29 protein-coding genes are annotated in these 23527 nt (G+C 64.3%); 17 read left to right on the top strand and 12 right to left on the bottom strand.

The window, feature by feature from the left end; translation table 11 throughout:
• Positions 1 to 127: 127 nt before the first annotated feature.
• Positions 128 to 2107 carry an OPT family oligopeptide transporter gene (locus EB75_RS21035; RefSeq protein ID WP_073697213.1) on the top strand — a complete coding sequence of 660 codons (1980 nt, stop codon included), beginning with the start codon at positions 128 to 130 and terminating at the stop codon, positions 2105 to 2107.
• Positions 2108 to 2279: 172 nt separating this feature from the next.
• Here the strand turns inward: EB75_RS21035 and EB75_RS21030 are convergent, their stop codons facing one another.
• A complete protein-coding gene (locus EB75_RS21030) occupies positions 2280 to 2663 on the bottom strand; it encodes a type II toxin-antitoxin system VapC family toxin (RefSeq protein ID WP_073697212.1) in 384 nt (127 codons plus the stop codon).
• On the bottom strand, positions 2660 to 2875 hold the full coding sequence (locus EB75_RS21025; protein WP_073697211.1) for an antitoxin: 216 nt from the start codon (positions 2873 to 2875) through the stop codon (positions 2660 to 2662). The genes EB75_RS21030 and EB75_RS21025 overlap by 4 nt, the downstream gene beginning before the upstream one ends.
• Positions 2876 to 3046: 171 nt before the next feature.
• Here EB75_RS21025 and EB75_RS21020 point away from each other — a divergent pair, with 171 nt between their 5' ends.
• A complete protein-coding gene (locus tag EB75_RS21020) occupies positions 3047 to 3460 on the top strand; it encodes a GreA/GreB family elongation factor (protein WP_168176086.1) in 414 nt (137 codons plus the stop codon).
• 39 nt (positions 3461 to 3499) lie between these two features.
• Here EB75_RS21020 and EB75_RS21015 read toward each other — a convergent pair whose 3' ends face one another.
• A complete protein-coding gene (locus tag EB75_RS21015; RefSeq protein WP_073697209.1) occupies positions 3500 to 4456 on the bottom strand; it encodes a mechanosensitive ion channel family protein in 957 nt (318 codons plus the stop codon).
• Between the two features lie 252 nt (positions 4457 to 4708).
• On the opposite strand from EB75_RS21015, the gene EB75_RS21010 reads away from it, so the two are divergent.
• From EB75_RS21010 to EB75_RS28965, 5 genes are all read left to right on the top strand, one after another.
• Positions 4709 to 5011 (top strand): WXG100 family type VII secretion target, encoded by a 303-nt coding sequence (locus tag EB75_RS21010; RefSeq protein WP_073697208.1) that lies wholly within the window; start codon positions 4709 to 4711, stop codon positions 5009 to 5011.
• Complete coding sequence (locus tag EB75_RS21005) at positions 5011 to 5298, top strand: WXG100 family type VII secretion target (RefSeq protein ID WP_073697207.1); 288 nt, start codon at positions 5011 to 5013, stop codon at positions 5296 to 5298. The genes EB75_RS21010 and EB75_RS21005 overlap by 1 nt, the downstream gene beginning before the upstream one ends.
• A gap of 3 nt (positions 5299 to 5301) precedes the next feature.
• Positions 5302 to 7896, top strand: coding sequence for a glycohydrolase toxin TNT-related protein (locus tag EB75_RS21000; RefSeq protein ID WP_073697206.1), 2595 nt, complete (start codon positions 5302 to 5304; stop codon positions 7894 to 7896).
• A 9-nt stretch (positions 7897 to 7905) separates the two neighbouring features.
• A complete protein-coding gene (locus EB75_RS20995) occupies positions 7906 to 8430 on the top strand; it encodes an Imm61 family immunity protein (protein ID WP_142239742.1) in 525 nt (174 codons plus the stop codon).
• Between the two features lie 114 nt (positions 8431 to 8544).
• On the top strand, positions 8545 to 8748 hold the full coding sequence (locus EB75_RS28965) for a hypothetical protein (protein ID WP_142239741.1): 204 nt from the start codon (positions 8545 to 8547) through the stop codon (positions 8746 to 8748).
• Between the two features lie 48 nt (positions 8749 to 8796).
• Here the strand turns inward: EB75_RS28965 and istB are convergent, their stop codons facing one another.
• Entirely contained in the window at positions 8797 to 9600 is an 804-nt protein-coding gene (gene istB, locus EB75_RS20990; RefSeq protein WP_073697204.1) for an IS21-like element helper ATPase IstB, read from the bottom strand.
• Complete coding sequence (gene istA / locus EB75_RS20985) at positions 9600 to 10841, bottom strand: IS21 family transposase (RefSeq protein WP_073697203.1); 1242 nt, start codon at positions 10839 to 10841, stop codon at positions 9600 to 9602. Before istA ends, istB begins: the two co-directional genes overlap by 1 nt.
• A 232-nt stretch (positions 10842 to 11073) precedes the next feature.
• On the opposite strand from istA, the gene EB75_RS20980 reads away from it, so the two are divergent.
• The gene (locus EB75_RS20980) at positions 11074 to 11316 is read left to right on the top strand and encodes a hypothetical protein (protein ID WP_142239740.1); all 243 of its coding nucleotides are present in this window, start codon (positions 11074 to 11076) and stop codon (positions 11314 to 11316) included.
• Positions 11317 to 11505: 189 nt separating this feature from the next.
• On the opposite strand, the gene EB75_RS20975 is transcribed toward EB75_RS20980, so the two are convergent.
• The gene (locus EB75_RS20975) at positions 11506 to 12519 is read right to left on the bottom strand and encodes a hypothetical protein (protein ID WP_073697269.1); all 1014 of its coding nucleotides are present in this window, start codon (positions 12517 to 12519) and stop codon (positions 11506 to 11508) included.
• 36 nt (positions 12520 to 12555) lie between these two features.
• On the opposite strand from EB75_RS20975, the gene EB75_RS20970 reads away from it, so the two are divergent.
• The gene (locus EB75_RS20970) at positions 12556 to 14496 is read left to right on the top strand and encodes an SEC-C metal-binding domain-containing protein (protein WP_073697201.1); all 1941 of its coding nucleotides are present in this window, start codon (positions 12556 to 12558) and stop codon (positions 14494 to 14496) included.
• 192 nt (positions 14497 to 14688) lie between these two features.
• A complete protein-coding gene (locus EB75_RS20965) occupies positions 14689 to 15891 on the top strand; it encodes a Fic family protein (protein WP_073697200.1) in 1203 nt (400 codons plus the stop codon).
• Between the two features lie 34 nt (positions 15892 to 15925).
• On the opposite strand, the gene EB75_RS20960 is transcribed toward EB75_RS20965, so the two are convergent.
• The 4 genes from EB75_RS20960 to EB75_RS20945 all read right to left on the bottom strand — a co-directional run bounded on the left by EB75_RS20960 (position 15926) and on the right by EB75_RS20945 (position 18609).
• Entirely contained in the window at positions 15926 to 16735 is an 810-nt protein-coding gene (locus EB75_RS20960) for a hypothetical protein (protein WP_073697199.1), read from the bottom strand.
• Between the two features lie 294 nt (positions 16736 to 17029).
• Positions 17030 to 17482, bottom strand: a complete 453-nt coding sequence (locus EB75_RS30055; protein ID WP_286150274.1) for a hypothetical protein — start codon at positions 17480 to 17482, stop codon at positions 17030 to 17032.
• A 66-nt stretch (positions 17483 to 17548) separates the two neighbouring features.
• Complete coding sequence (locus EB75_RS20950; protein ID WP_073697198.1) at positions 17549 to 17887, bottom strand: hypothetical protein; 339 nt, start codon at positions 17885 to 17887, stop codon at positions 17549 to 17551.
• A 65-nt stretch (positions 17888 to 17952) separates the two neighbouring features.
• The gene (locus tag EB75_RS20945; RefSeq protein WP_073697197.1) at positions 17953 to 18609 is read right to left on the bottom strand and encodes a DUF2510 domain-containing protein; all 657 of its coding nucleotides are present in this window, start codon (positions 18607 to 18609) and stop codon (positions 17953 to 17955) included.
• On the opposite strand from EB75_RS20945, the gene EB75_RS29380 reads away from it, so the two are divergent.
• The 6 genes from EB75_RS29380 to EB75_RS20920 all read left to right on the top strand — a co-directional run bounded on the left by EB75_RS29380 (position 18608) and on the right by EB75_RS20920 (position 21959).
• On the top strand, positions 18608 to 18748 hold the full coding sequence (locus EB75_RS29380; RefSeq protein WP_166428199.1) for a hypothetical protein: 141 nt from the start codon (positions 18608 to 18610) through the stop codon (positions 18746 to 18748). The two genes, EB75_RS20945 and EB75_RS29380, sit on opposite strands and share 2 nt — an antisense overlap.
• Positions 18749 to 19036: 288 nt before the next feature.
• Entirely contained in the window at positions 19037 to 19339 is a 303-nt protein-coding gene (locus EB75_RS20940; protein ID WP_073697196.1) for a type II toxin-antitoxin system TacA family antitoxin, read from the top strand.
• 10 nt (positions 19340 to 19349) lie between these two features.
• Positions 19350 to 19877, top strand: coding sequence for a GNAT family N-acetyltransferase (locus tag EB75_RS20935; protein WP_073697195.1), 528 nt, complete (start codon positions 19350 to 19352; stop codon positions 19875 to 19877).
• A gap of 181 nt (positions 19878 to 20058) precedes the next feature.
• Positions 20059 to 20580, top strand: coding sequence for a hypothetical protein (locus EB75_RS28960; protein ID WP_073697194.1), 522 nt, complete (start codon positions 20059 to 20061; stop codon positions 20578 to 20580).
• On the top strand, positions 20549 to 20962 hold the full coding sequence (locus tag EB75_RS20925; protein WP_073697193.1) for a helix-turn-helix domain-containing protein: 414 nt from the start codon (positions 20549 to 20551) through the stop codon (positions 20960 to 20962). The genes EB75_RS28960 and EB75_RS20925 overlap by 32 nt, the downstream gene beginning before the upstream one ends.
• Positions 20955 to 21959, top strand: coding sequence for a hypothetical protein (locus EB75_RS20920; protein WP_073697192.1), 1005 nt, complete (start codon positions 20955 to 20957; stop codon positions 21957 to 21959). The genes EB75_RS20925 and EB75_RS20920 overlap by 8 nt, the downstream gene beginning before the upstream one ends.
• Before the next feature lie 29 nt (positions 21960 to 21988).
• Here the strand turns inward: EB75_RS20920 and EB75_RS28955 are convergent, their stop codons facing one another.
• Together EB75_RS28955 and EB75_RS20910 are read right to left on the bottom strand one after the other, a co-directional pair.
• Positions 21989 to 22339: a hypothetical protein gene (locus EB75_RS28955; protein ID WP_142239739.1), complete on the bottom strand. Its 351-nt coding sequence runs from the start codon at positions 22337 to 22339 to the stop codon at positions 21989 to 21991.
• A gap of 281 nt (positions 22340 to 22620) precedes the next feature.
• A complete protein-coding gene (locus EB75_RS20910; RefSeq protein ID WP_073697190.1) occupies positions 22621 to 23283 on the bottom strand; it encodes an NUDIX hydrolase in 663 nt (220 codons plus the stop codon).
• Between the two features lie 88 nt (positions 23284 to 23371).
• On the opposite strand from EB75_RS20910, the gene EB75_RS28950 reads away from it, so the two are divergent.
• Entirely contained in the window at positions 23372 to 23500 is a 129-nt protein-coding gene (locus EB75_RS28950; RefSeq protein WP_286150273.1) for an ADP-ribosylglycohydrolase family protein, read from the top strand.
• Positions 23501 to 23527 lie beyond the last annotated feature (27 nt).

The raw sequence follows: 23527 nt of genomic DNA, 5'->3' as shown, positions 1-23527 counted from the left end.
GATTTCGACCCCGTCGCCGAAATTTCGGGCCAATCCATCGAACGCATGGGCCTGCGAGAGCCTACGGTTTAGGAACCCGAACGCCGTGGGACCGCGGCGTAGTGCGCTGAATTGAGAGGACGACGAGTTGGCCGTCGCGACCCCTGCCACCCCGACCCTGCGCGAACTGACCGTCCGCGGCATCCTGCTCGGCGGTGTCATCACGCTGGTGTTCACCGCTGCCAACGTCTACCTCGGTCTCAAGGTCGGGCTGACGTTCGCCACGTCCATCCCGGCCGCGGTGATCTCGATGGCGGTGCTGCGCAGCTTCGCCAACCACTCCGTGGTCGAGAACAACATCGTGCAGACCATCGCATCCGCGGCGGGCACGCTCTCCGCGATCATCTTCGTGCTGCCTGGGCTGATCATGATCGGCTGGTGGACCGGATTCCCGTACTGGGTCACGCTCGCGGTCTGCGCGGTCGGCGGCACCCTCGGCGTCATGTACTCCATCCCGCTCCGGCGGGCACTCGTCACCGGATCAGACCTGCCGTATCCCGAAGGGGTCGCCGCCGCCGAGGTTCTCAAGGTCGGTGACAGCACTGGCGGCGCGGAAGCCAACCGCACCGGGCTGCGCGTCATCATCTTCGGCTCGCTGGTCTCGGCCGCGTTCGGGTTGCTGGCCAACATGAAGCTGCTCGCCAATTCGGTTACCGCGTATGCCCGTATCGGTGCCGGCGGGACGATGTTCAGCGCCGGCCTGTCGATGGCCATGATCGGTGTCGGGCACCTGATCGGGATGACGGTCGGTATCGCGATGCTGGTCGGACTGGTCATCTCGTTCGGGATACTGCTGCCCATCCGCACCAACGGCGCCCTTACGGGCAGTGAACCGATCGGCGACATCATCGACGGCATCTTCGTGCACGAGGTGCGGTTCGTCGGAGCCGGCGCCATCGCCGTCGCCGCCATCTGGACACTGCTGAAGATCCTGCGGCCCATCATCAAGGGCATCACCGAGGCGCTGACGTCAGCGCGCAACCGGCGGCAGGGCCAACTCGTCGACCTCACCGAACGCGACATCCCCTTCCCCATGGTCATCGGAACCGTCGTGGTGTTGCTGCTGCCGATCGCCGCGCTGCTGTGGGATTTCGGTCGCGGCACTGCGCTGCAAGGGCATTCGACCGGGATCATCGTGGCGAGCCTGGTGTTCATCTTCGTCATCGGCATGGTCATCGCGTCGGTGTGCGGCTACATGGCCGGACTCATCGGCTCGTCGAACAGCCCGATCTCGGGCGTCGGCATCCTGACGGTGCTCATCGCCGCGGTGTTGATCAAGGTGGTGTTCGGGCGCGCCGACAGCGGCCAAGCGACCGCGCTGGTGGCGTTCACCCTGTTCGCGGCGGCCATCACGTTCGGTGTCGCCACCATCTCCAACGACAACCTCCAGGACCTCAAGACCGGTCAGCTGGTCGGGGCGACGCCGTGGAAACAGCAGGTGGCGTTGGTGATTGGCGTGGTGTTCGGGTCGGCGATCATCCCGCCGGTGCTCAACCTGATGCAGCGTGCGTTCGGGTTCCTGGGCGCTCCAGGTGCTGGTGATCACGCCCTGGCCGCCCCGCAGGCCGCGCTGATCTCGTCGCTGGCCAAGGGCGTGTTCGGCGGATCCTTGAACTGGGGGCTCATCGGGCTGGGCGCGGCGATCGGGGTCGCCGCGATCGTGGCCGACGAGTTTCTCACCCGCACATCACGTTTCGCCCTGCCGCCGCTGGCCGTCGGGATGGGCATGTACCTGCCGATGAGCCTGACGCTGATCATTCCGTTGGGGGCCGTGCTCGGGTACTTCTACAACCGCTGGGCTTCGCGGACGGGCGGAGATGTCGAGCGCAAGAAGCGGATTGGTGTGCTGCTGGCGACGGGCATGATCGTCGGCGAGAGCCTGTACGGCGTCGTCTTCGCCGGGTTCGTCGCCGGCACCGGTAGCGACGAGCCGTTTGCGGTGTTCTCTGGTTTCAACGGGTCTGTTTCTGAAGTGATCGGCGTCGTGGCTTTCGCGGCGGCGTTGACGTGGATGTACAAGCGGACGCAGAAGATTGCGGATAGCGAGCCGGTCTCTGCTGTGAGCTGATCGCTCGAGCGTGCGCCTGGCGCGTCACCGCTTCGGTTTTCGCGATCCCTGCGCACGCCCGCTGCGTGCCAGGCGAGCTCTCCTGACATGTTCGATTTGGAGCGGTCAAGGATCCTTGACCGCTCCAAATCACATGTGCCACAGGAGGGCCAATACCCCGACGACGCATCTCCTAGCGTGGTACGACCGTGATGGTGCACCGTGGCCCGTTGGCCCCTGACAGCCGCGCATCCGCGGTCACCAGGGCGCAGTCCAAGTTCTCAGCGAGGGCGACGCACATCGCGTCGTAGGCCGTCACAGCCTCTCGAAGTTCCCAGATGCGTTCCAGGAGAGGCGGAGCGGCGTAACGGATCAGCCCGAGCCTGCTCCAGACATGCAGCGCCTGGCGGCCCTGTTTTGATGTCAGCAGTCCGCCGGCAACCTGACGACGTAACGCACTTACTACTTCCGCATCTACCAGGTGCGGCGCATGAATTGGTTCGTCAGCAAGTAATCGACGCGCTTGACCATCGTGCAGCAGCGCAGAGACAGCCGCCGATGCATCGACGACAATCATCGGCGTTCGGACTCCAACTGCTCGACGATGGTCTCCGTCGGAATGTCGAGATCGGGCAACGTGGCGAGCAACGCTGCATTGTCCACTCGACGTGTCGCAGCATCGAGTTCACGGATCGCGACCGCTGTCACCGAAGTGCTCGCTGCGCGCGCCATCCGTTCGAGTCGATCCATGACATCGTCAGGGACGTTACGTAGATGCAGTGTCCGCATGCGACCATTGTACCCAGATTGCATGCGAATTGCTTGCATTTTGCTAGCAGATCGCAAGAGCTGATTTGGTGGCCCACTAGCCCCTGACACGCGGACGTACATCACGTGACATCACGGCAAACAAGTTCGTGTGACGCGGTCGCGACCGGCGCGGCGACCGATAGTAAGAGTGTGGACGCTGTACTTCACCCGAACACCGCGTCAAGGGTCCCGCCCCCACACCCGGTGTCACCGAATGCTGCTGAACAACACGGTGCGGTCATCGCCGACCGGCACCCGCGAGAATCCACATCCACCAACAGAATCGACGCCCGCGACCAACTGATCCTCGACGGACAGGCCGTGCCGGGCGCGTGGGTCACCGTGTCGTTCAACGGCGACCCGGACGACACCGACGTCTTCCAGCTCGTCCTTCCCGCCCATGCCAAGGCGCTGGGCGACACCTGCTCGATCGACTGCCCGCTCGGGAGAGCGCTCGTTGCCACTCACGTCGGCGAAACCCGCAGATACGTGACAGAATCCGGACGAGCCATGGCGATCACGGTTTTGGCCGTGGACAACGTGGATCCGAGGGCGGGCCTCTAGTCCGCTCCCCGACCAATGTTGTTCGGGGAGCCCAGGGCACTAATCCGCAGGCCGGCCGCCCACCACCGCGTGAATCCGCCCCTGCGGGTACGGCAGCGCGATGTCGTGTTCGTCGTAGGCGCGCAGAATCGCGCGGCGGATCCGGCGCTGCACCGGGCCCTGCATGTTCGGCCGGGTTTTGACCGACATGCGCAGGGTGAGCAGATCGGGCGAGAGCTCGTGCACGCCAAGCATTTCCGGATCATCCAAGACGTGGGCGGCGATCGCCGGGTCGATGATCGCGGCCTCCGCCGCTTCGATGGCCACCAGCTCGGCCCGGTCGAGATCCGCGGTCAGGGCGACCGGAACCTCAACATGCGCAACGGCATAGTCCTGGCTCATGTTGCCGACGCGCTTGATCTCGCCGTTGCGGACGTACCAGATGGTGCCGTCGCTGCCGCGCACGGTGGTGATGCGCAGGCCGACGCTCTGCACCTCGCCGGTGACGTCGCCGAGGTCGACATTGTCGCCGACGCCGTACTGATCCTCGAGCAGCATGAAGATGCCGCTGACGAAGTCACGGACCAGGTTCTGCGCGCCGAAACCGATCGCGAGGCCGACCACACCGGCCGAGGCGATGAACGGCGCGATGTTCACGCCCAGCACGCTGAGGATCGCGAGGACCAGCCACACGAGCAGAAGGATCGAGACCGTCGACTTCAGTACCGAGCCGATGGTCTGGGCGCGCTGGCGGCGCCGTTCGGCGGCCTTGCGCGCGTTCGACGAGGCCGTCCGGTCGCGCAGGTAGCGCAGCAGCGGCGGACGGCTGGCCTGCGACTCCTCGTCGACGGCCGCAGCCTTGCCGGCCCGGCCGGTGGTGGCGCTGTCGATCAGGCGGTGCAGCACCAACCGGGCGATGAGGGCGATGACGCCGTAGGACACGATGCGGATCGGGACCTCGATCAGCCAGTGTCGGTTCGTTTCCGTCCATTCGAAAGCCAGTTGGTAGACATGCACGGTTTCGACCCTACGAGAGGTCGTCGAAATACCTGGCCACGGCTATTCGCGGCTGCAGCCCGGACCAGCGGCTTTGTGCGCCCGAGAGATCCAGTCGGTAGATGGGGCTGGTCGTTGCCCGGCTCACAATTCTGCCCGCATTCTGGCAGAACGCTGATTGAAACCTGTGAACGACAAGGAAATTCGCGTCGGTCGCCCCCGGGTCAGGCTCGGTAAGCTCCAACCGTAAGCCAATCGCGTTGGGGGTGTCGCATGGCCGAACTACAGGTCGAACCGTCGGAACTGGTCGCGGTGTCGCACGAACTGTCCACCGTCGCCGACGGTCTCCGGTCCGGAATCGGTTCCCTCGACAGCGAAGTTGCCGGTCTGATGGGCACCGGATGGACGGGTTCGGCGGCGTCCGCATACGGGGACGTGTGGAAGGAATGGCATGAAGGTGCGACGCAGGTGGTCACCGGCCTGACGCGGATGTCGGCCCTGCTCAACGACGCCGCGGCCCGCTACACGAGCACCGACTCCTCAGGTGCCGGCCAGATCGCGGGATCGGGCCTCTGATGAGCGAGTTCAGCGTCAACCCCGCGGCACTGGCCGCGGTCATCGACCGTATGACGGCGTTCGACAGCGACCTGGAAGCGCATCTGGCGCACGCGGCCGGTTCGGTCGCCCGACTGGGCTCCAGTTGGTACGGCGACGCCGGTGAGGCGGAACGGTCAGCGCAGGCGCAGTGGGACGAGGGCGCCCGGGAAATGCGGGAAGCACTCGCGCGACTCCGGCAGATCGCGGAGGGTGCTCACGAGAACTACTCGTCCGCTGCGAGCAAGAACCAGCAGATGTGGTCTTGACCTGTGACCAGCCCGATCACGGTCGATCCGACGGCGCTCAACTCGACCGGGGCGTCAGTCGGCGCTGAATCCAACGCCGTCACCAGCGCCATCTCGACGCTGACCGCCGCGTTGTCGGGGCACGAGTCCGGCTTCGGTCACGACGCCGCGGCGCTGGTTTTCTCTCGCAGCTACAACAACGCTGCCCTCGCACTGCTGCATTCGGCTGCGTCGGCGGTCAACGCGTCGCGTCGCACCGGGCAGGGCATCCAAATGTCGGCCTACAACTACGGAACGGCGAACGCCCACTCAACGGTCGGGGGCGGCGAGTCGCCCGTGCCGAAACCGGGCGATCCCGGAAAATACTCGGCACCGGCCGTGCCGTCGGTATTTGGCGGTGCCGTCGCTGCCCCGCTCGGCTGGACTCTGGTTGAGGCCTTTGTCGGCGGGTTATGGCCGGACGGCGATCCCGCGCAGATGCGCGCGACAGCCGCGGCATGGCGGACCTTCGGCTCGTCGATCAGTGGCGGTTCGGGCGCAATGACCGCTGCGGGAACAACTTTGGGCGGATTCCAGATACCCGAAGCGCCGCAGATGCAAAAGGCCGCCAACGACATCGGCGGCGGACTGACGAACATCGACACGCAGGCACAGGCGCTGGCCGGCCAGATCGATTCATTCGCAACCACTGTCGAGAATGCGCAGAACGCCATTCGCGATCTGCTCCACCAGCTCAGTCCCAGCGGCATTCTCAGCACCATCGGAGGCATGTTCGAGGGTGACAATCCCCTCGACAAGATCAAGCAGATCGCCCACGACATCGACACGGTCCTGAACAACATGAAGCGTGAAGCCAACGCCATGGATCAGGCTGTCAGCCAAGGCATCAACGACCTCGATGGCTTGACCACCAAGCTTGAAAACTGGGCGAACAAGGAGTTCGTCGAGGTGTTCGGCCCAGAGGTCGGTGGCGTGCTGGCGATGAACTTCACCGCTCTGGCCGACCTCGAAGAAGGTGGCTTCAAATTCGTGGCCCAGACCGCGCAAGGGCTCGACCAACTCTCGCCGGACCGCTTTCTCTACGACCCCGAAGGCGCGGCCGAGGCTTGGGAAGGCACCGCCAAGACGCTGGGCGAGATGGCCTTGGCCGGCAACCCCCTGACCGCTCCGTTCGCGCTGGCGGACCCTGACATCCGCAAGGACTTGACGAACCTCGGCAAGTCGATGTTCGACGTCGAGGACTTCAAGAACGGTCACCCACTCCGCGCAGTCGGTTTCAACGCAGCACAACTCGGGACACTCGCCATTCCCGGCGTGGGCGAGGCGGCACCAGCAGCCGACGCTGCCGGCGGGGCGGCGCGCGTCGGTGCGGCAGAGGCTCGGGCGGGTGGGACCGTGGCGCGCGATGCCGGTGCGGTCGCGTCTCGGGGTGGCGCGGCCGCTGCCGCGGCCGACGAGGTGGCAACCAGGGCGGGAAACATCACGAAGAGCCTAGACACGGTTGGTGTGCCCGAGGCGGCTCCTGGGCCGACCGCTGCGGGGAAGGCACCGGTCGAGCCTCCGGTTGCTGCACCGAAACCGGAGGCAGCGCCGGTACCCAAGGTAGAGCCGGCGCCACAAGCAGACACACCCGCACCGCGTGCAGCCGAGCCGACCGCGCCGAGCGACCCGCATACTCAGGCCCCAATCGAGCACAGCGCCGGAACTCCTGCCGAGCCGCATTCAACAGCGCCGGTTCACCCTGAAGCCCAACCCTCTCCGCACGCGGAGCCCCCACCTGCGCAGCCAGTACCCCCAGCCACGCATGAGCCCACGCACTCTCCGTCACCCGGTCCCGAAGTCCACAGCGAGCCAAACAGTTCCGTCCACGAGCCTTCGCACCCAGGCGCGAGCGATCACCGTACAGACGGTCCACATTCGGGCGGTGACCACGGCGGATCCGGTTCGCACGTCAACGACGGCGGACACGGAGGGGGCAATGGACACGACCCCGTGCACTCCGGTGAGCAATCTGGCGATGGCTGGAACCGCCTGCCGGACGGACCCTTGGATCCGCACTACGGGGAACCATTGGAGCATCATTGGCCGTTCGACAACGACCCGGTGGACCCCGCGAACGTTAATCCCAAGGTGCAGGACTTGATTCGTGACCCTGACGCACCCTTCGGCCGCGATCCGAACGGTCATGCTTACAGCGCGCAGGAATACGCAGAACGATTCAATATGGAAGGTCCGACCGGACAACACTGGAACAACTTTCCAGCGAATGACGGAGCAGTACCAGGCACGAAGGTCGCGTTCGACGATCTCGATCAATACATCAAGCACTACGGTGATGCTCTTGACCGGGTCGGCGAGAATGGCAAGTATCTCGGTGTTATGGAGGATGGCCAACCGGCGTCATGGGAAGAGAGAGCGCTGCATGTTGATTCGCTCAAGTCGCCCTACAACAGCTACACACTGCAAAGCCTGCCTCCGGGATGGAAGGTAGAGGTATCAGAAATTGCGCCCGGCCTTGGACAGCCCGGAGGCAGCCTTCAAGTTCGGATATTAGATGATCGGGGCATGGTTAAGCCAGTCGATGAATTGCGCCGACTCCGCATACTGGGACAGCGATAAGTGAGGACCATGTCTATTTCCCAAGAATTGAAAGATTGGGCGAAGCTCGCTGGCTACTCGCTGAGTGTTGACTCCTCGGACGGCCCCGCGGATATGTTCTGGAATCAGGGCGGTGAGATCCGATATTTCATCAAAGAGGCTCAAGATGGTTGGATCAACGTCACCTGCTCCGACCGTCTCCAACCGGAGTATTTCTATTTCGCTGGTAGAACCATTGAGGTAGTCGAGAGATTCTTTTTCGGTTGGTTCGGCAACACCATGAGGTCCAATCGCGGCATGCCCCTGCTGGACACACCGATATCGCCTGAGCAACTTGCGACCGGATATCAACTGGCAACGCGTCAGATTGACGGCGTCGATCGGTACGTGCTTATCAATCCTGATGGCACTGTCGTGGCGGTTTCGAGCGGCGGGGAGATCTCAGCTGCAAGCGATCTTGTTCCACTCTCGACCTATTTGAGTGTACCGCCAGCAGAGATTATGCGTTCATTTACCAACGAGGGCGGAGAGCCGCTTTTCAGCGTCCTCGACTAACTGGTGCCGAGCATCTTTTCGATCCAGTTCAGTGGGATCGGCTTGGAGCCTTCCGCATGAGGACTATGGGCATCCCTACCCACGCTTTCGCAGGATCGTCAAGGCGTGGAGTGCATGACTGAAATGGACGATCGGCTGAGAGAACTGGTCAACCGATACGAGAAGTGGCAACGCATCTACGCCTGTGCAGGGCGGCCTGCGGGTAATGCACCCGTTTGGGAATCGGATCGACTTCATCTCCGTGAGGGATATCCGTATCCGGACTGGACGGCGTACATCGTGGAGCCAACCGACGTGTCGGCGGCGGTTGAAAATTGACCCCCTGGCGGCAGGTGAAAACTGACCCCCTGCCGGTGTGGTTGGTGATTATTCCTCGGTGGTGGTGGCCGCGGTAGGTGTGCGGCCCAGGTTTCGGTCTTTGAGTCGGTAGCTGTCTCCTTTGAGGGTGATGACTTCGGCGTGGTGCACGAGGCGGTCGATCATGGCTGCGGCGACGACGTCGTCGCCGAATACTTCACCCCAGCGGCCAAAGGCTTTGTTGGAGGTGACGATCAGGCTGGCGCGTTCGTAGCGGCTGGAGACCAGTTGGAAGAACAGGTTGGCGGCCTCGGGTTCGAACGGGATGTAGCCGACCTCGTCGACGACGATGAGCGGGTAGCGGCCCAGTCGGGTCAGCTCGTGCTGGATGCGCCCGCCCTGGTGGGCTTCGGCCAGTCGTGCCACCCATTCGGCGGCGGTGGCGAACAGGACCCGGTGCCCGGCCTGGCAGGCCCGGATCGCCAGTCCGATCGCCAGATGGGTCTTGCCGGTACCGGGCGGGCCCAGGAACACGACGTTGTCGCGGGCCGTGACGAAGTCCAGGGTGCCCAGGTGCGCGATGGTGTCGCGCTTGAGTCCGCGCGCATGATCGAAGTCGAACTCCTCCAACGACTTTCGTGCGGGGAACCGGGCGGCGCGGATGCGCCCTTCGCCGCCGTGGGATTCGCGCGCCGAGACTTCACGTTGCAGGCACGCGGCCAGGTACTCCTCGTGCGTCCAGTTCTCGGTCCGGGCCCGATCGGCCAGTCGCGTGATCGAATCCCGCAGCGTGGGTGCCTTCAAGGCCCGCGTCAGGTAGGCCAGTTCGGCGGTCACGTCCCGGCCGGGGCCGGCGTTGTGGGTGGTGGCCATCAAGCGGCCCCGCCATCGAGATCGACGCCGAACGCCGCGTCGTAGGACGACAGGTCCCGCACCGGCACCTCTGACTCCATCGGCGGTGGTGAGATTTGGGTTCGTCTGTGCCGCAATATCTTTGCCGCCTCCACATGCCCTGGATCGGAAATCGTTTGGTGGGTGGCCCAGATACGGGTGTGTTCAGCGACGGTCTGCCCATCGCAGAACGCCTGCACCCGATCCAGATCCGCGCGCACCAGCACCCGACGCCCCACCGCGGCAGGGTGCACCGAATAGTCGTTGCCGTCCAAGCGGACGTAATGATCGCGCGGCAGCCGCAACGATGAGGACCAGCCGGTAGCCGGGGCCACCGGTGGCAGCCCCAGCATCGCTGCTCGGTCCGCGTCGATCCGCTCGGTCGGTGCGCACCCCAGAGCGCGGCGGGTGCGGGTGTTCACCACCGCCAGCCAGTCGGTCATCTGGGTGTTGAAATCGGCCGGAGAAGCGAAGGTCCGCCCGGGCAGAAACGAGCGCTCCAGATAGTCGTGGGACCGCTCGATCAGGCCTTTGGCTTCCGGGTCGGCGGGCTTGCAGACAATGACCTTGGTGGCCAGTACCCCGCGGAACGCTTGGCATTCTTTGGTCAGCTCGACCCGTCCGCCCCGCCACCGGCCGATCGCGCCTTCGCCGTCCCAGACCAGCGCTCGCGGCACCGCCCCGAGTCGGCAGATCAGCTCCCACCAGCCGGCGAACAGATCCTCAGAACGCCGAGTCGGGATCAAGATGGCCATCAGCCATCGCGAGTACGCACTGATCATCGTCAGCACCGGCAACCGGGCCGCGGTGCGGGTTTGGCCGAACCCGACCGGTATCGACACCTCGGGGAACCACAGATCGCACTGCGCGATCTCCCCGGCCACATAGGCGGTCCGCGAGGCCGGGTCCGGTGGCAGATACACCGGCCGCAACTCGGCCACCCGCGACGACAAAACCCGGATAGACCGGGTCCAACCGATCCGCTCGGCGATCACCGTCGCCGGCATCCGCGGATAGGCCTGCAACAATTCGCGAATCCGCGGCTCGACCTCATCGACCACCGAACCCCGCAGCGGCCGTTCATATTTCGGCGGCGTATCAGAAGCCAGCGCCGCTTTGACAGTGTTCTTCGAGATGCCCAGCACCCGAGCGATCACCTTGATCGGTAACCCCTCAGCCCGGTGCAAACGGCGAATCTCCGCCCAATCTTCCACAGACAACATTCCCTTCTGGCCCTCCTGGCTCGACTAGAGCCAGGCCACCGGACCAGGGGGTCAAAATTCAGTTGCCGCGCCGGGGTCAGAATTCACGTGCCGCTGACACGACGGAGGGTTCAACGTCCTGACCGCTACCGCTGAGCGCCGGAACGCACCTAGCGAGGGCTTATCGGGATTCTTCACTGACGCCGATGATGCCGGGAAATACATCCTCTGGCACATCGGCGACTACCTCCGAATGTCAAGTCGACTGGACCCGACCATGTGGGCGTGGCAGGACGCCGGACTGGACCCGCGCGTCCAGCAGACATCACTCGGGAAATTCGTGTCCAAATTCCAGCTGAAGTCGGACCCCAGCAAGTACTTCATCTTGCGCAGGGGCGGTGTACAGCCCGAAAATCATTTACTGCCTTTGACTTACGACGAACTGGACGCCCAGTTGCTCGCCGGCATGCCCGAATCAGTGCTATCGAAGCTGTAGCTGGCACGGAAGACCGGGTATGTCTGTTTCTCAAGAGCCGCAAGACTGGCCAAGCTCGCCGGATACTCCCTAACGGCTGGTTCAGAGGACACGGGTTGGATTGGTCTGGTCGATCCAGACGAACTGACCGACATCCAAGTCCAGGACAACCCGTCTCGCCTGAGCAACCCAGCAGCCATCCGCGCCGAGTTACGCGACCCAGCGCTCAGCTATGGCACGCATATTCGGGTGGACGCCGCCATAGCTCACCAGCCGAACGTCGAGGCCGGCAGGTTCCACGATCTTCAGCGCCTTGAGGATGGCGGTGTCGATCCACTCGTCGTCATTGCCGAACACTCCCCCGCCCAACCGGGTCAACAGGACAATGTTCGATCCGCCGTTGGCTGCCGCCTCGACAGCCGCCAAAAAGGTTGCCTCATAAGCGGATTCCAGAACTAATCGCGCGAATGCCTCCCAGTGCCGTCGCGGCACATTCGAATAGGCGACGGGAAGCGCCGAGCAATACGCCTGAGAGACGACCTGCCCCGGCTTACGCGGTGTCGCCGTCACCTCCACGCCGAGATGCAGGCCGATGGCCAGCTCCCCCGCAAGAGCATCGCGCGTCTCCGGCGAGACAAGCGCGTCAGCGATCGCAGTCAGCCCGTCCGCGGTGCACAGCGCGTACCCGTTTTCCATGCGCCACAGCGACAACACGGGGACACCGAGGTGCTCGGACAGCGAAAGCCCCATTCGCTCAAGCATGTTCAACTGACGCTCGGCGGTCTGCCCCCGCACTCCGTTCACGGGAGCAAAGTAGTTTCGGTAGATGGCCCCGGCACCAGCCGCGAGCGCACACGCAGGGCCTTGCGTGTGGTCGTGGGCGTAGCGGGTCACCCCATCCTCGGGAGTGACGGTGTAGTGCGTCATCTCCAGCAGGTTGAACTGCGACGCCACCTGGAACAGCGCGCCCTCGAACTCCGGCTCGTTATGCATCGCGCCGACGTCGCCGACCGTGCAGGTGACGGTGGTGCGGCCGCGGTCCGGAATCGCGACCGTCGTGCGCAACTCAGCCAGGCTCGGAGTCCGCAGCGTCCCGATGACGTACCGCGCGCCGTTCACCGACGAGACGAGCTGGTTCCCGTCGACACTCAGTCGCGACCGGGTGCTGTCGTAGTCGGATTCAGCGAAGCCGGTTAGGCGCTCAAACCAATCAGTGGAGGGCATGGCGTCATCGTGGCACAGCGGCACTATCGTTCGGGTATGCCACAACCCCTCGACGCGACGCATCCCGTGGTGAAGCTGTTGACCGAGCACGGCCCGCTCAGCGACGACGACATCGTGCAGAAGCTCCAGGCCGCCGGCGTCGCTGATCCGGAGTCGGTCCTGGACGAGTTCAGCTCCGCCTACGACGCACCGCAAGGCTTTCTCCCCGACGAGCGCACCGTCTGGTTACCCGCGCTGCTGGCCGGCAAGGTGTTCACCCACCGGCTCAGCGCCGGTGAGATCGCGGACGACGTGCTGACGGTCACGCCCGACCTGGAAGCGGTGGCGTGGTCCGGCAGCCCGAATCTGGCCGCCAGTGCGGACCCGCTGGCACCCCGCGTCACGCACAACCGCGACGACCTGATCGAGGCCGGCCGCATCACCTACGACGGCGGCGACCAGTTCGGTGTGCTGATCCTGACTGTCGGGACGCTGCATACCCTCGGCGTGTCCGAGGGCGACCTGGTCGGCGTCCGCGCCACCGTGGACGGGTTGACGGTCGAGAAGGTCGACGCTGTCGCGGAGTCGAACGCCGGCGCCCTGATGGCGGCAGTGCTCGAGCCCGACGATCCCCACGAGGTCGAATCGGTGACGTGGGCCGCCTGCAGTCAGGACCCGACGTTGTTCACCGAACCGTTGGCGCCATTGAGCGACATCATCGACGCGGCCGGGATGACGCGCGACGAACACCTGGTCGCATTGGGCGAATTCGATTTCGGGGCTTGGCGTTTCGATTCGGAACTCCGTGCACTGGCGGACGAGTACGAACTCTCGGCCGACGATGCGCTGGCCGTCAGCTCGCTGTTGCTGGTCCACAGCTCGCTCCAGCTAGCGCTTGAAGATCCGGACCTCGATGACACCGGCGCCGAATTCGAGACCGACGACGATGACACCGAGACGGCGGAAGTCTTCACCGGGGCCTACACCGAGTTCGGTGCCAAGCTCGCCGACCCGGTGCTCGCGGAAGTGCTGTTTCGCGAGGCGACCGAGTCTGGGCGCATCGGTGCAGCCGCGCTGGGAATGCTGGCGGACACGCTGTTGCAGTACGTGCCGCGTGCGGCCCAGGCGAATTGCCGGTGGCTGGGCGCGGCGGCGTTGGAGCGGCTCGGCGATGTCGAGGAGGCCGAACGCGAGCTGTTGGCCATCGAGACGATGGATCCGAACTGCACACTGGCACTGTTCGACTTGGCCCGGTTCGCCTCCGACCGCGGGCAGGCCGAACGTGGGCTGTCGCTGCTACGGCGTGCCGGCGCTGATCCCGACGATTATCTGGTCCGGTTGCTGCAAGGCTACGTCGCAGCGCCGCGCACGGACATCGGGCGCAACGATGCCTGCTGGTGCGGGTCCGGCCGCAAGTACAAGAAGTGCCACTTGGGGCGCGAAGGGAAGTCGCTGCCGGAACGTTCAGATTGGTTGTACGCCAAGGCTGCTCAGCACGTGCTCACCGCCGACTGGGAGGAGCTGCTGGCCGCGGTGCGGCTGATCCGCGCACTGCCCGCCGGCCACGACGAGGAGCTGGCCGAGAAGCTGAGGTCCGACCCCCTTGTCATGGACAGCGTGTTGGTCGAAGGCGGCGGGTTCGCGGAGTTCCTGGAGCAACGTGGGGTGCTGTTGCCGGACGACGAGCGCGAACTGCTGGAAGCCTGGGTAGACGAAGAGCGATCGGTGTACGCCGTCGACAGCATCGACGATCATGTGACCGTTCACGATCTGCGGCGCAAAGTCGCGCTGGAGCTGGGCCGTGGCGCGCTCGGCGCACAGCTGAGAGTTGGCCAGTTCCTGTGTGGCCGAGCGCTTCCGGTCGGCGACGGTCTGGAACTCGTCGGGGCCGTCATCGAGGTGCAGCCGCACCACGTCGACGAACTGATCGAGCTGCTCGACAGCGAGCCGTCACCGGTGGAGCTGGTGGCGTTCTTCACCCGGCCGACGCACGTCTAGGCAACTCTCGAAATCCTCGTCATGCCGACCGCCCGGCGTCGCGAGGCGAGCGCAACCGGATCAGTCCGATGGCCGCCACACTCGCACGCGCGGCGTTGCGGCGTGGTGTGCGCCCGGACCAACCTGGTCAATAATCCGACTTCTTATCCATAACTCGGATTAGTGATACAGTTAGTCCGAGTTAGGAGACGCATGGAGCCAGCGACACCGTGGCCACCGCATGACCAAGAAGCGCGCCCGTGGGCACAAACGCACCGCAGTGGTACGCGAGAGGATCGGACGCTCCGCTCGATCACAGTCTCGCTACCTCCGCTCATTGCGGATCGAACCGTAGCCCTCGACTCCGAGACCGCAGCCGATCTGGAGGCGGCCACCTCCGAGATCACCAAACTCGATAGCAGTCACGCTGATGATCTCTCCGCGTTGAACACGCTGCTGCTTCGTACTGAGTCGGTAGCGTCGTCGAAGATCGAGCAGATCCAAGCAAGCGTCGACGATTACGCCCGCGCACTGCATGGCGTCCGTGCGAACTCCTCTGCTGTTGCCATGGCCGCGGCGACCGCTGCGCTGGAGGACATGATCGGGACGGTTGGCACAGCAGAGCACATCGGGCTGTCCTCCATTACCTCGGCGCACGCGGCGCTCATGCGCGACGATCCGTTGGAGTCCTCGTCCGCGGGCCAACTCCGTACCGTGCAGAACTGGATCGGCGGAAGCGACTTCTCACCACGAGGCGCGCTCTACATCCCCCCGCCCCCAGAAACCGTGCCCGGGTATATGGACGACCTCATCGCCTTTACCCGTCGCAACGACATGCCGGCACTGTTGCAGGCCGCGGTCGCACATGCGCAGTTTGAGTCGATCCACCCGTTCACCGACGGGAATGGCCGCATCGGCCGTGCCCTCATCAACGCGATTTTGCGACGCAGGGGGGCAACGACTCGCGTTGTGGTGCCACTCGCGTCGGCCTTGGTCGCCCGACGCGAGGACTACTTCGACGTCCTGGGCAGCTACCGCTCAGGCGAGCTCGCTCCCCTGCTCGGCACGATTACCCGTTCGGCCAGGATCGCTGCCGCCGAGTCGCGGACCACCGCGGACCGTCTTCGCGAAATCCCAAGCGCTTGGCGGGAATTGACCGGACCGATGCGCGCCGGCAGCGCCATCGCCAAGATGCTGGCCCTATTGCCGGGAACTCCCATCATGTCTTCCGATGATGCGATCGCACTGGTCGACGCTCCCCGTAGCAGCGTGTTCGACGCGATTGGCCGGCTCCGCGACGCCGGTGTGCTCCGGGCCTTGACGGAGCGCAAGCGGAACCAAGTGTGGGGCGCCGGCCTGGTCCTGGACGAACTCGATGATCTTGGGGTGCGGATCGCGTCGTCCGCCCGTCGGTAGCGCTCCCACTGCCCGGGACGGTTCGAGACTACGGCTACGCGGCCCCATCACCGCGGGCTACGAGAATCCGGTTCTTGATCTCCCGGTAGGCCTGCACCCGCGCCATCACCGCATCCACCGCCGAATCCGTTGGGCCGACATCCTGAGTGGCCTCGATCCCGTACAGCATGGCGCTCAATTTCGCGTGCAGCTCGGCACGCTGCTCGGCAACCCGAGCATCCTCACGTTCGGTGCGCAACGACTTGTCGATACGTTGCGCTTCCATGGCACATTTGCCAATGAGCTCCACCCGCTCGGTCGCAGCGGCTTCCAGACCTGCGATGGTGCTCTTGGCTTCCGCCAAGATGTTTCGGTCCTCGCTCGTTGGCTTGTCCAACGCCGACAGCGTGTTCGCCACCTTGCGCAGGGCGTACGCCTTCGTGAAGTTGTCGGTAATCCCTTTGATATCGACGCTGAAGTCGACCTCCCCCAACCATCCGGCGCGAGCGGCCTCGGACGCGGCTATCCGCTTCACTGCGCTGAGCGCGGATTCCACAAGCGCGGCGTTCTGTTTGCCCAGCGTATTGACGCGGTGTTGTTCTTCCTTGCGGACCTGTTCTTCCCGTTGACGTTTGGCGGCCGCGGCCCGTGCTGCCTGTTCGACGCGGGCCTGTTCCTCGGCCTCGATGCGGTGCTTGTCCGCAGCCGCGACGAGCGCGTAGACAACCCAGATCACAACACCGACGGCGGCGATGACCCCGAAGGCGATCCAGACCGGTTTGGGGATCATCACAACGAGCAGAATGACGAAGAAGATGAAGCCGCCCAAGGCATTCGACCCATCAGATGAACGCTTGCTGCTCATCGGGCACCCACGTCTGCACGGGAGTGAACGTCACTCCCTGGGCACGCACGGCCGGATACCAATCGGGCCGATTCAGCCACCACGGCCGTCCTCATCAACATGGTGCACACCTGTCTCGCACTCACTGTCGCTACCCGCGTTCCAGGTAGCCGAACAGAATGACACAGCTCACCGACAAGTCGGGTTGCGCGGACGCGGGGGGGCTACCGCGATCACGAGGGATCTATCAGGTCCCCGGCGTTTCTGCCCACACCGCAATGTGCGTCGCGACCCAACGAACGGTGAACCGCCCCCTCAGTACCATTCATGACCACACGGCTCGCAATGCCATTTCTCGTCTTTCCTGCAGCACCCGCCCATATCGAGCCACGGTGCCCATTCGTCCGGGCTCATCACCATGCCGTAGCGAATCACCTGAGTCCGCTGGCCACCACACCGAGGACAGCCGGGGTTCTGGGCGAACCGAAAATCGATGAAAGACCGGTAGGTGCCGTTGCACATCCGGTCCCAGCACCGACGGCAGAGCACCGCCGGCCAGTCGTCTGCTGAATGCCGCAGCCAGCCGCGGTACGTCTGTCCGCTTGGGCCGTTCGACGTCCGGATCGGCGAAGGTGCCGCGGGACGCTGCAGCGGGTCGACGGTATAGACGTGGATCTCGTCCCGCGCGTCAACATCGGTCAAGTCGATCTCTTGACCACAGCCATCGCATTTACCATTGAAGGACAACAGATTTCGTGCCGCGACCACCGATGAGTGTCCCCATCGATAGTGGATGCCTCCGCGTACCCGACTCTCGTGTAACGCGAGGATCAGCTACTCGGCGTCGTCGTCATCGAAGCGCCACGTCTCGAACGGATCGCTGAGATCGAGCATCATCGCCAATGTGGTCAAATCCACGAGGCGGGCCAGGTATCGCGAGGTGCCATCCACCAGCGCCCCGCCGAATCCGCCTTCGTGATCGATACGACCGAGGACCGTCAGTACCGACATCGGATCTGTCCCCAACACCAGCAGAACACAGTCGCCGGGACGGGACTCGCCGAACGCATAACGCCACGGCCGGTAGGGCGACTGGGGCTCGAGCGTGATGACGCCGTCTTTCCAATCGGCTGCTTCGAGGACGTGCAGGCGGTGGTGAATCGTTTGCGACATGAGTCAATTATCGCAGGGGGGTACGACAATTCAGGCCATCATTGATTAGCTGGAGGGCTGCACCCTCATCGCCCGCCAGACCCAGAATCTCGGCCATCGCCGTGAATACCGGTGTCCGCCGGGAATGCCGGCGGCATGTAGCCGCCATAGGTGCCGCGCGGATCGCCTTGGACGTAGAAGCGGTCCTCGCGGTCGGCACGGTTGGCGATCATGTCCCGCTCGAACTGTTCCCTGCGCAGTTCAGCGTCGCGCGCTTGTGCCGATTTGAGCGTCCAGGCAGCGAACAGCGACAGCACCGCCAGAGCGATCAGCACGCCGTACAGCCACGGGTGCTCGTGAGCAGTGCCCAGCAGGAATAAGCCGCCGAAGACCGCAGCCACTCCGACTGCAGGGCGCCGCCCCGGGGCACGCGCCACGGCACCAAGGCCATTGCCGCCGTTGGCAATCGCGACCGACGAGGAGGATGCTCCGCCGAAGATCGCCATCAGGACCCAGATCGGTAGCCACAGCCCGCAGGACATGAGGGTCAGAATGGCGTGCAGCGCGTGGTTGGGTCCACCGCCGGCTGATACTGCGACCGCCACCGCAGGCGCCGGGGCGGCGGGCGCGGTGGGGACGAAGTGTTCCGTCCAGCGTCGGCCGTCGTGGTAGCGCTGGCCAGGTTGGCCGCTGGGGTCTGGGTACCAACCCGGCGCGGGGGTCGGATAGTTGTGATTCGGCATGTCGGTTCCTCTCGGCGCATTTCAAGCAGCCGAACAGAATGACACCGACCACCGACAACTGGCACCGCCGGACGCGGGCCTCGGCGAGCTGGACGATCTCGGAGTGCGGATCGCCGTGGCGGCCCGGCGGCAGACCTAACCGCGCGGGGCGTATACCGACAGCTTGGCCCTGATCGGCACGACGCGAGGCAATCTCGGAGCGGCGACGTCGCGGACCGAGCACAATCGGATCAGTCCCGTAGCAGCCACCCTGGCCCGTGCGGCATTGCGAAGGCGCGGGTGGCCGGCGCTGTTCGAAACAACCGGTCCGCCAACTCTGCATCAGCGACCCGAGCTCGCTAGTCGAACATGACATGCGTCGGCATTTTCGACCACACACTCCCTCAACTTGTATGTACCATGTACATACGAACTGACGGAGGTTCTCATGCCCAGGGTCGATATCGCCACCGCGAAAACCGCGCGCGACCAGCGGTTGAACGTCCGAGTCAGCGCGCGCCAGCAGCAGTTGATCAGGCAGGCCGCAGAGGCCACCGACACCACCGTCACCGACTTCATCCTCGCCAGTGTCCTCGACAGCGCGGAGCGCGTACTCGCCGACCGCCGATGGTTCGTCGCCGACGATCACCAGTGGGCCGAATTTGAAGCGCTACTGGACGCTCCGCTGCAACCGATGCCAAAACTGCGACGGCTGCTGATGCGCGAAAATCCATTCGCGACGACCGAGTGACCGACGCTCGTTGACCAGCGAACACAAGCCAGCTCCGCCCGAGAAACTTGCCAAGCACCACGACCGGACCCACTTCTCCTCCGGTGCAACAGAACTCGATGACTGGCTCCGAAAGTACAGCTGGCAGAATCAGCGCGCCAACAACGCAACCACCTACATCACTGCGCACCAAGGACGAGTCGTCGGCTACTACGCCATCACGGTCGCGGGATACGAGCGCGACTCCGCTCCCCCGGCAATCGCCAAGACCGCACCAGCAACCGTCCCGTGCTACCTGTTGGCCCGGCTAGCGGTCGACCAGCAATGGCACGGCCGCGGGCTCGGATGGGGGCTACTGCGGGATGCGATGCTCCGAGTTCTGATGTTGTCACAGTCAGTGGCAGCACCGGCATTGCTGGTTCATGCTCGCGACGACGCGGCCCGCGAGTTCTACCTGCACCATGCGGAATACGTACAGTCCCCAGTGGACCCGCTGCATCTGCTCATTCCGATGAAGGCGATCGCAGCGGCAGTGCTGGACGACGGGCGGCACCGCTAGGGGAGCTCCGGTGCACCCAGCTGCCGGTAGGTGATCGACGCACGCCGTGCGATGGTGGACCGCGAGCTGGGCCTGACTGAAATGTCGGTGGGCGCTGTCATGCTCGGGAAAAGTCCATCGCGCCGTTCACGCGGGGATCTTGCACCATGGTTTAGCATTCACTAAACTCAAGGAGGGGAACGTGCTGAGGCGGGCGATTGTGAAAGGGCGATTTCATCAGATTGACTGCGCGGTCCGCGCCGACGGAAGTTCGCCCGCCGCGCAGTTCCTCGATTCCTTGAAGAGCGGGATATGGGAGCACCCGACATCGGCCGACGCTCAGGACGAGCAGATCACCGACTACCACTGGTTTCTCAATGCCATGAGGCACTGGGCCAACACAGGCGAGCCGGTCTACCGAGATGCCGTCAAGGCCCTCGATAACGGTGTTTGGGAGTTCCGCCACGGCGACAAGCGACTGACATTCTTCGATACCGACGGCGAAGGCGGATACACCGCTAAACTGCCGATCCTTCGTTACGAGGAAGCTGAAGCACCCGACAGCGAGTACTGGCAGATTCCGTACTTCGACGACCTGATCCGCGTTGGGCATGCATTCACGAAGGTCAGCCAGAGAACGCCGAAACACGATCTTCGGCAATCTCAGCAAGTTAGAGAGGAGGACCTCGCCCATGACCAACCAGGACAATCTGACGCTGATTGATGAAGAACAGGCCACCGACGCGGGGGCTCAGGGGTTGGCCGCCGCTGACCTAGCCGGTCAAGTCATGCGACTCCTGCATCAGGCGCTGGAAGCCTCCGGGCTCGACCAGAAAGCACTCGCCGAGAAGCTCGGTGTGACACAGGGCCGTGTGTCTCAGGTGCTCAATGGCGACGGCAACATGAAGGTCGCAGCGGTTGCGCGTTATCTCCGCGCGCTTGGGTACGAAACGCGACTCTCGGCGACGCCGCTCACCCCAGATCGCCCGGCCCTGCCCCGCGGTACCCGCAGTCGCCCAGTTCGCGAACCGCAACCCATAGTTACCGAGAGCCGGTACGTGGCACGTATGCAGAAACGTTCGCGCGTAAGGACGTCGAGTGACTGACGAAATCGAGACAGCAGCAGACCTAGTCGATGTTGCGGAACTGCGCCACTTCGTTATTCACGATCTTGTAGCTCGCCGGGAAACAACGCCGGACCCGCACGCGCTGGGCTTGCCGCCCGAAGAGCTACATGCACCCGGTTCGACCGACGACGATGCCGCGGTGAGTTTCTTTGTTCGGTTGGAGGACGAAAAGCTCGGCGTGCGATGCCGCGTCGAGACGCGCAATGCGTACTGCAGCTTTCTGGCCGACGGCGAGGCCGTCTTCTTCCTCCCAGCTCCACTGCCAGCCAGCAAGCGACCGCTCATCGCAGAGTTCATCGAACAAGCCGGTGCCGTCACCGTCTTTCCCTATGTACGTGCCGCCATTGCCTCACTCGCAGCCCAGATGGCAGTGCCTGCATCACCACTGCCATTGCTGCGAGCCGGCGAATTGCGAGTCGCACTTGACGACGCACCCGTCGTCGAGCAGGAGCCGTCGCCTGCGCTTGCGCACGGCACCCTGGCGGTTACCAACGACAGCGGCGATCCCGAGCAGATCGGTGAGTTCTTCATCGACGAGTCAACGGGTCTGGTTACCCGCATCGGCGCAGAGGGACAGGTACCCGAGTTCGACGAATTCCTCGACGCGATAGCCGATATGCCGTCACCGGAAGACATGACCTGGGAGGACGTGGTGCGCCGGCACGGCGAATCGTCAATCCGTCAGTCCGTCGAAGACCTACGTGAGGCCAACGGCGACGCCGCCACCGATGCCATGCTGACCGAGATTGACGAAGCCGCCGCGACAATCGCGATGACAGACGCATTCAGCGCGTTGAACGAGGCGGTCGACGACCTGAACGGCAAAATCTCAGCGGCACAAAGCATTCTCGGCAATCACGGCACGACCGGATCCGACGACAAGTCAAACGCCGAGGCGGCGCTGATCGCTGCGGCCGAACAGGTTCGCGACGGCTGGAAACGCGTGATGGACACAACCCTGTTGCCAGATCACTAACCGGCCGTTGACGATATCGCCGTCCACCATCACGCCGGCAACAGCGACGCCACCACCCCGCAGAGATGCTCGACCTCAGCGGTCCGGCATTTCTTGGCCGCGGTGAGCACTTTGAGCTGGTCGTCGGATTCGCGGGCATGCCGCTCGGCGGGCACCCAGGCCGCGATCTGTTCCGCTACAGGCGCCCAGACATCCTCGCGCCGGGACAGCTCGGCAGCGGCCTGTTCACGTAATACGTCCGCGGCACCGGCTGCGTCGACAAGGACTGATTCCACATGATCGGCGAGTTCCAGATCGTCGGTCGGCACCTCGCCGGCCTTGATGGCAGCTTTGTTGTAGTCCTCGAGCCCGGCCAACTCGACGGCGGGAACAGCGGCCACCTGACGAAACCCACCGACCACACCGGCCGCAGTCTGGCGCGCTGACTTGAGTTTTGCTGTTGCAGAACGGTACTCCGCCAGTGCGGTTTCAGCTTCGGCGACAGCGCTCCGGGTCCGTGCCACCCAATCAGCATCGAGCTGACCGCCGCCACAGACCGGACAACCCGTGTCGCCGGCATGCTGGTGAAAGTCCAGTGCTGCGTGCAGCACCCCGACGGTCTGGCACAGGCCAGTACTCGCCGCCTGACGGGATGGCAATTGCCCGAACCCACGGCAGCCGGTCACCCGGCGGCAGTGGCCCTGCGGCGGAACAACTCGGCCGGCCTTCCTCTGCCACCAGATGCCAGCTCGTCAGTACCGACGACCAGACCCTCCATGGCACGACGAAAGTTGTCCGCCTGCAATCGCTTTCCTGAGACCACTTCGTGCACGTGCCGCAACTCGCGCAGCGTGAAGGTGTCACCGAGCAGACGGTCCGGGTCCGCGTTATCCCGATAGCGGCTGCGCAACTCTGCTACCGCGCGCTCGACGATGTCGTCGTGGCCGTACAGGCGACCGGTGGGGACGACCGGCACCATCCGTGTGACACCTGGTGTAAGGCCAACGAGTTGGTCGAGTCGCACGACCGCGATGTGCGCGACCGACAGCACCCAGCCCCGATCATCGCGGTGAGGGTCATCGAACACGTGAAGCTGCCGCGGCCGCAATCCGCGGACGTTGGCCTTATCCGCCAGTGACCGCTCCACGGCATTCGCGAGCGTCTCGTGTTCGTGGAGAAAAGTTCCCGGCAGCACCCAATGTTCGCCGTCTGGGCGCAGCACTTCCAGCACCACAAGCCCGAGATCGGGATCGAGTGCGAGTACCGCGGTATCGACGGCAACCGACGGCCGCGGGTAGTCCTCGAGGCTATTCCCGCTGGTGTCTACGTGCGTTTTGCGGCTCATGTCGGTGCCCTAGCGTAGCGTGAGAAATAATTAGCGCGATATCGCGTTAAATGTGGTTACATAGTCGCGCTGATCCGAGGAGGACGCCATGGCATCACTGAACGACCGCATTGAAGGGGTGCTGCTCGGCACCGCCGCCGGCGACGCCCTGGGTGCGCCTTACGAGTTCCAGCCGCCCCGCGGTCCCGAACGTCGGGTCTGCTGCACGATCAGGTGACAGTTTCGGTCACGCGGCCTGACTGGC

The sequence above is a fragment of the Mycobacterium sp. ST-F2 genome, assembly GCF_001905655.1.
Taxonomy (GTDB): Bacteria; Actinomycetota; Actinomycetes; order Mycobacteriales; family Mycobacteriaceae; genus Mycobacterium.
Note: the sequence above shows the minus strand (reverse complement) of the source record. Positions and strands in the feature narration are given on the sequence as shown.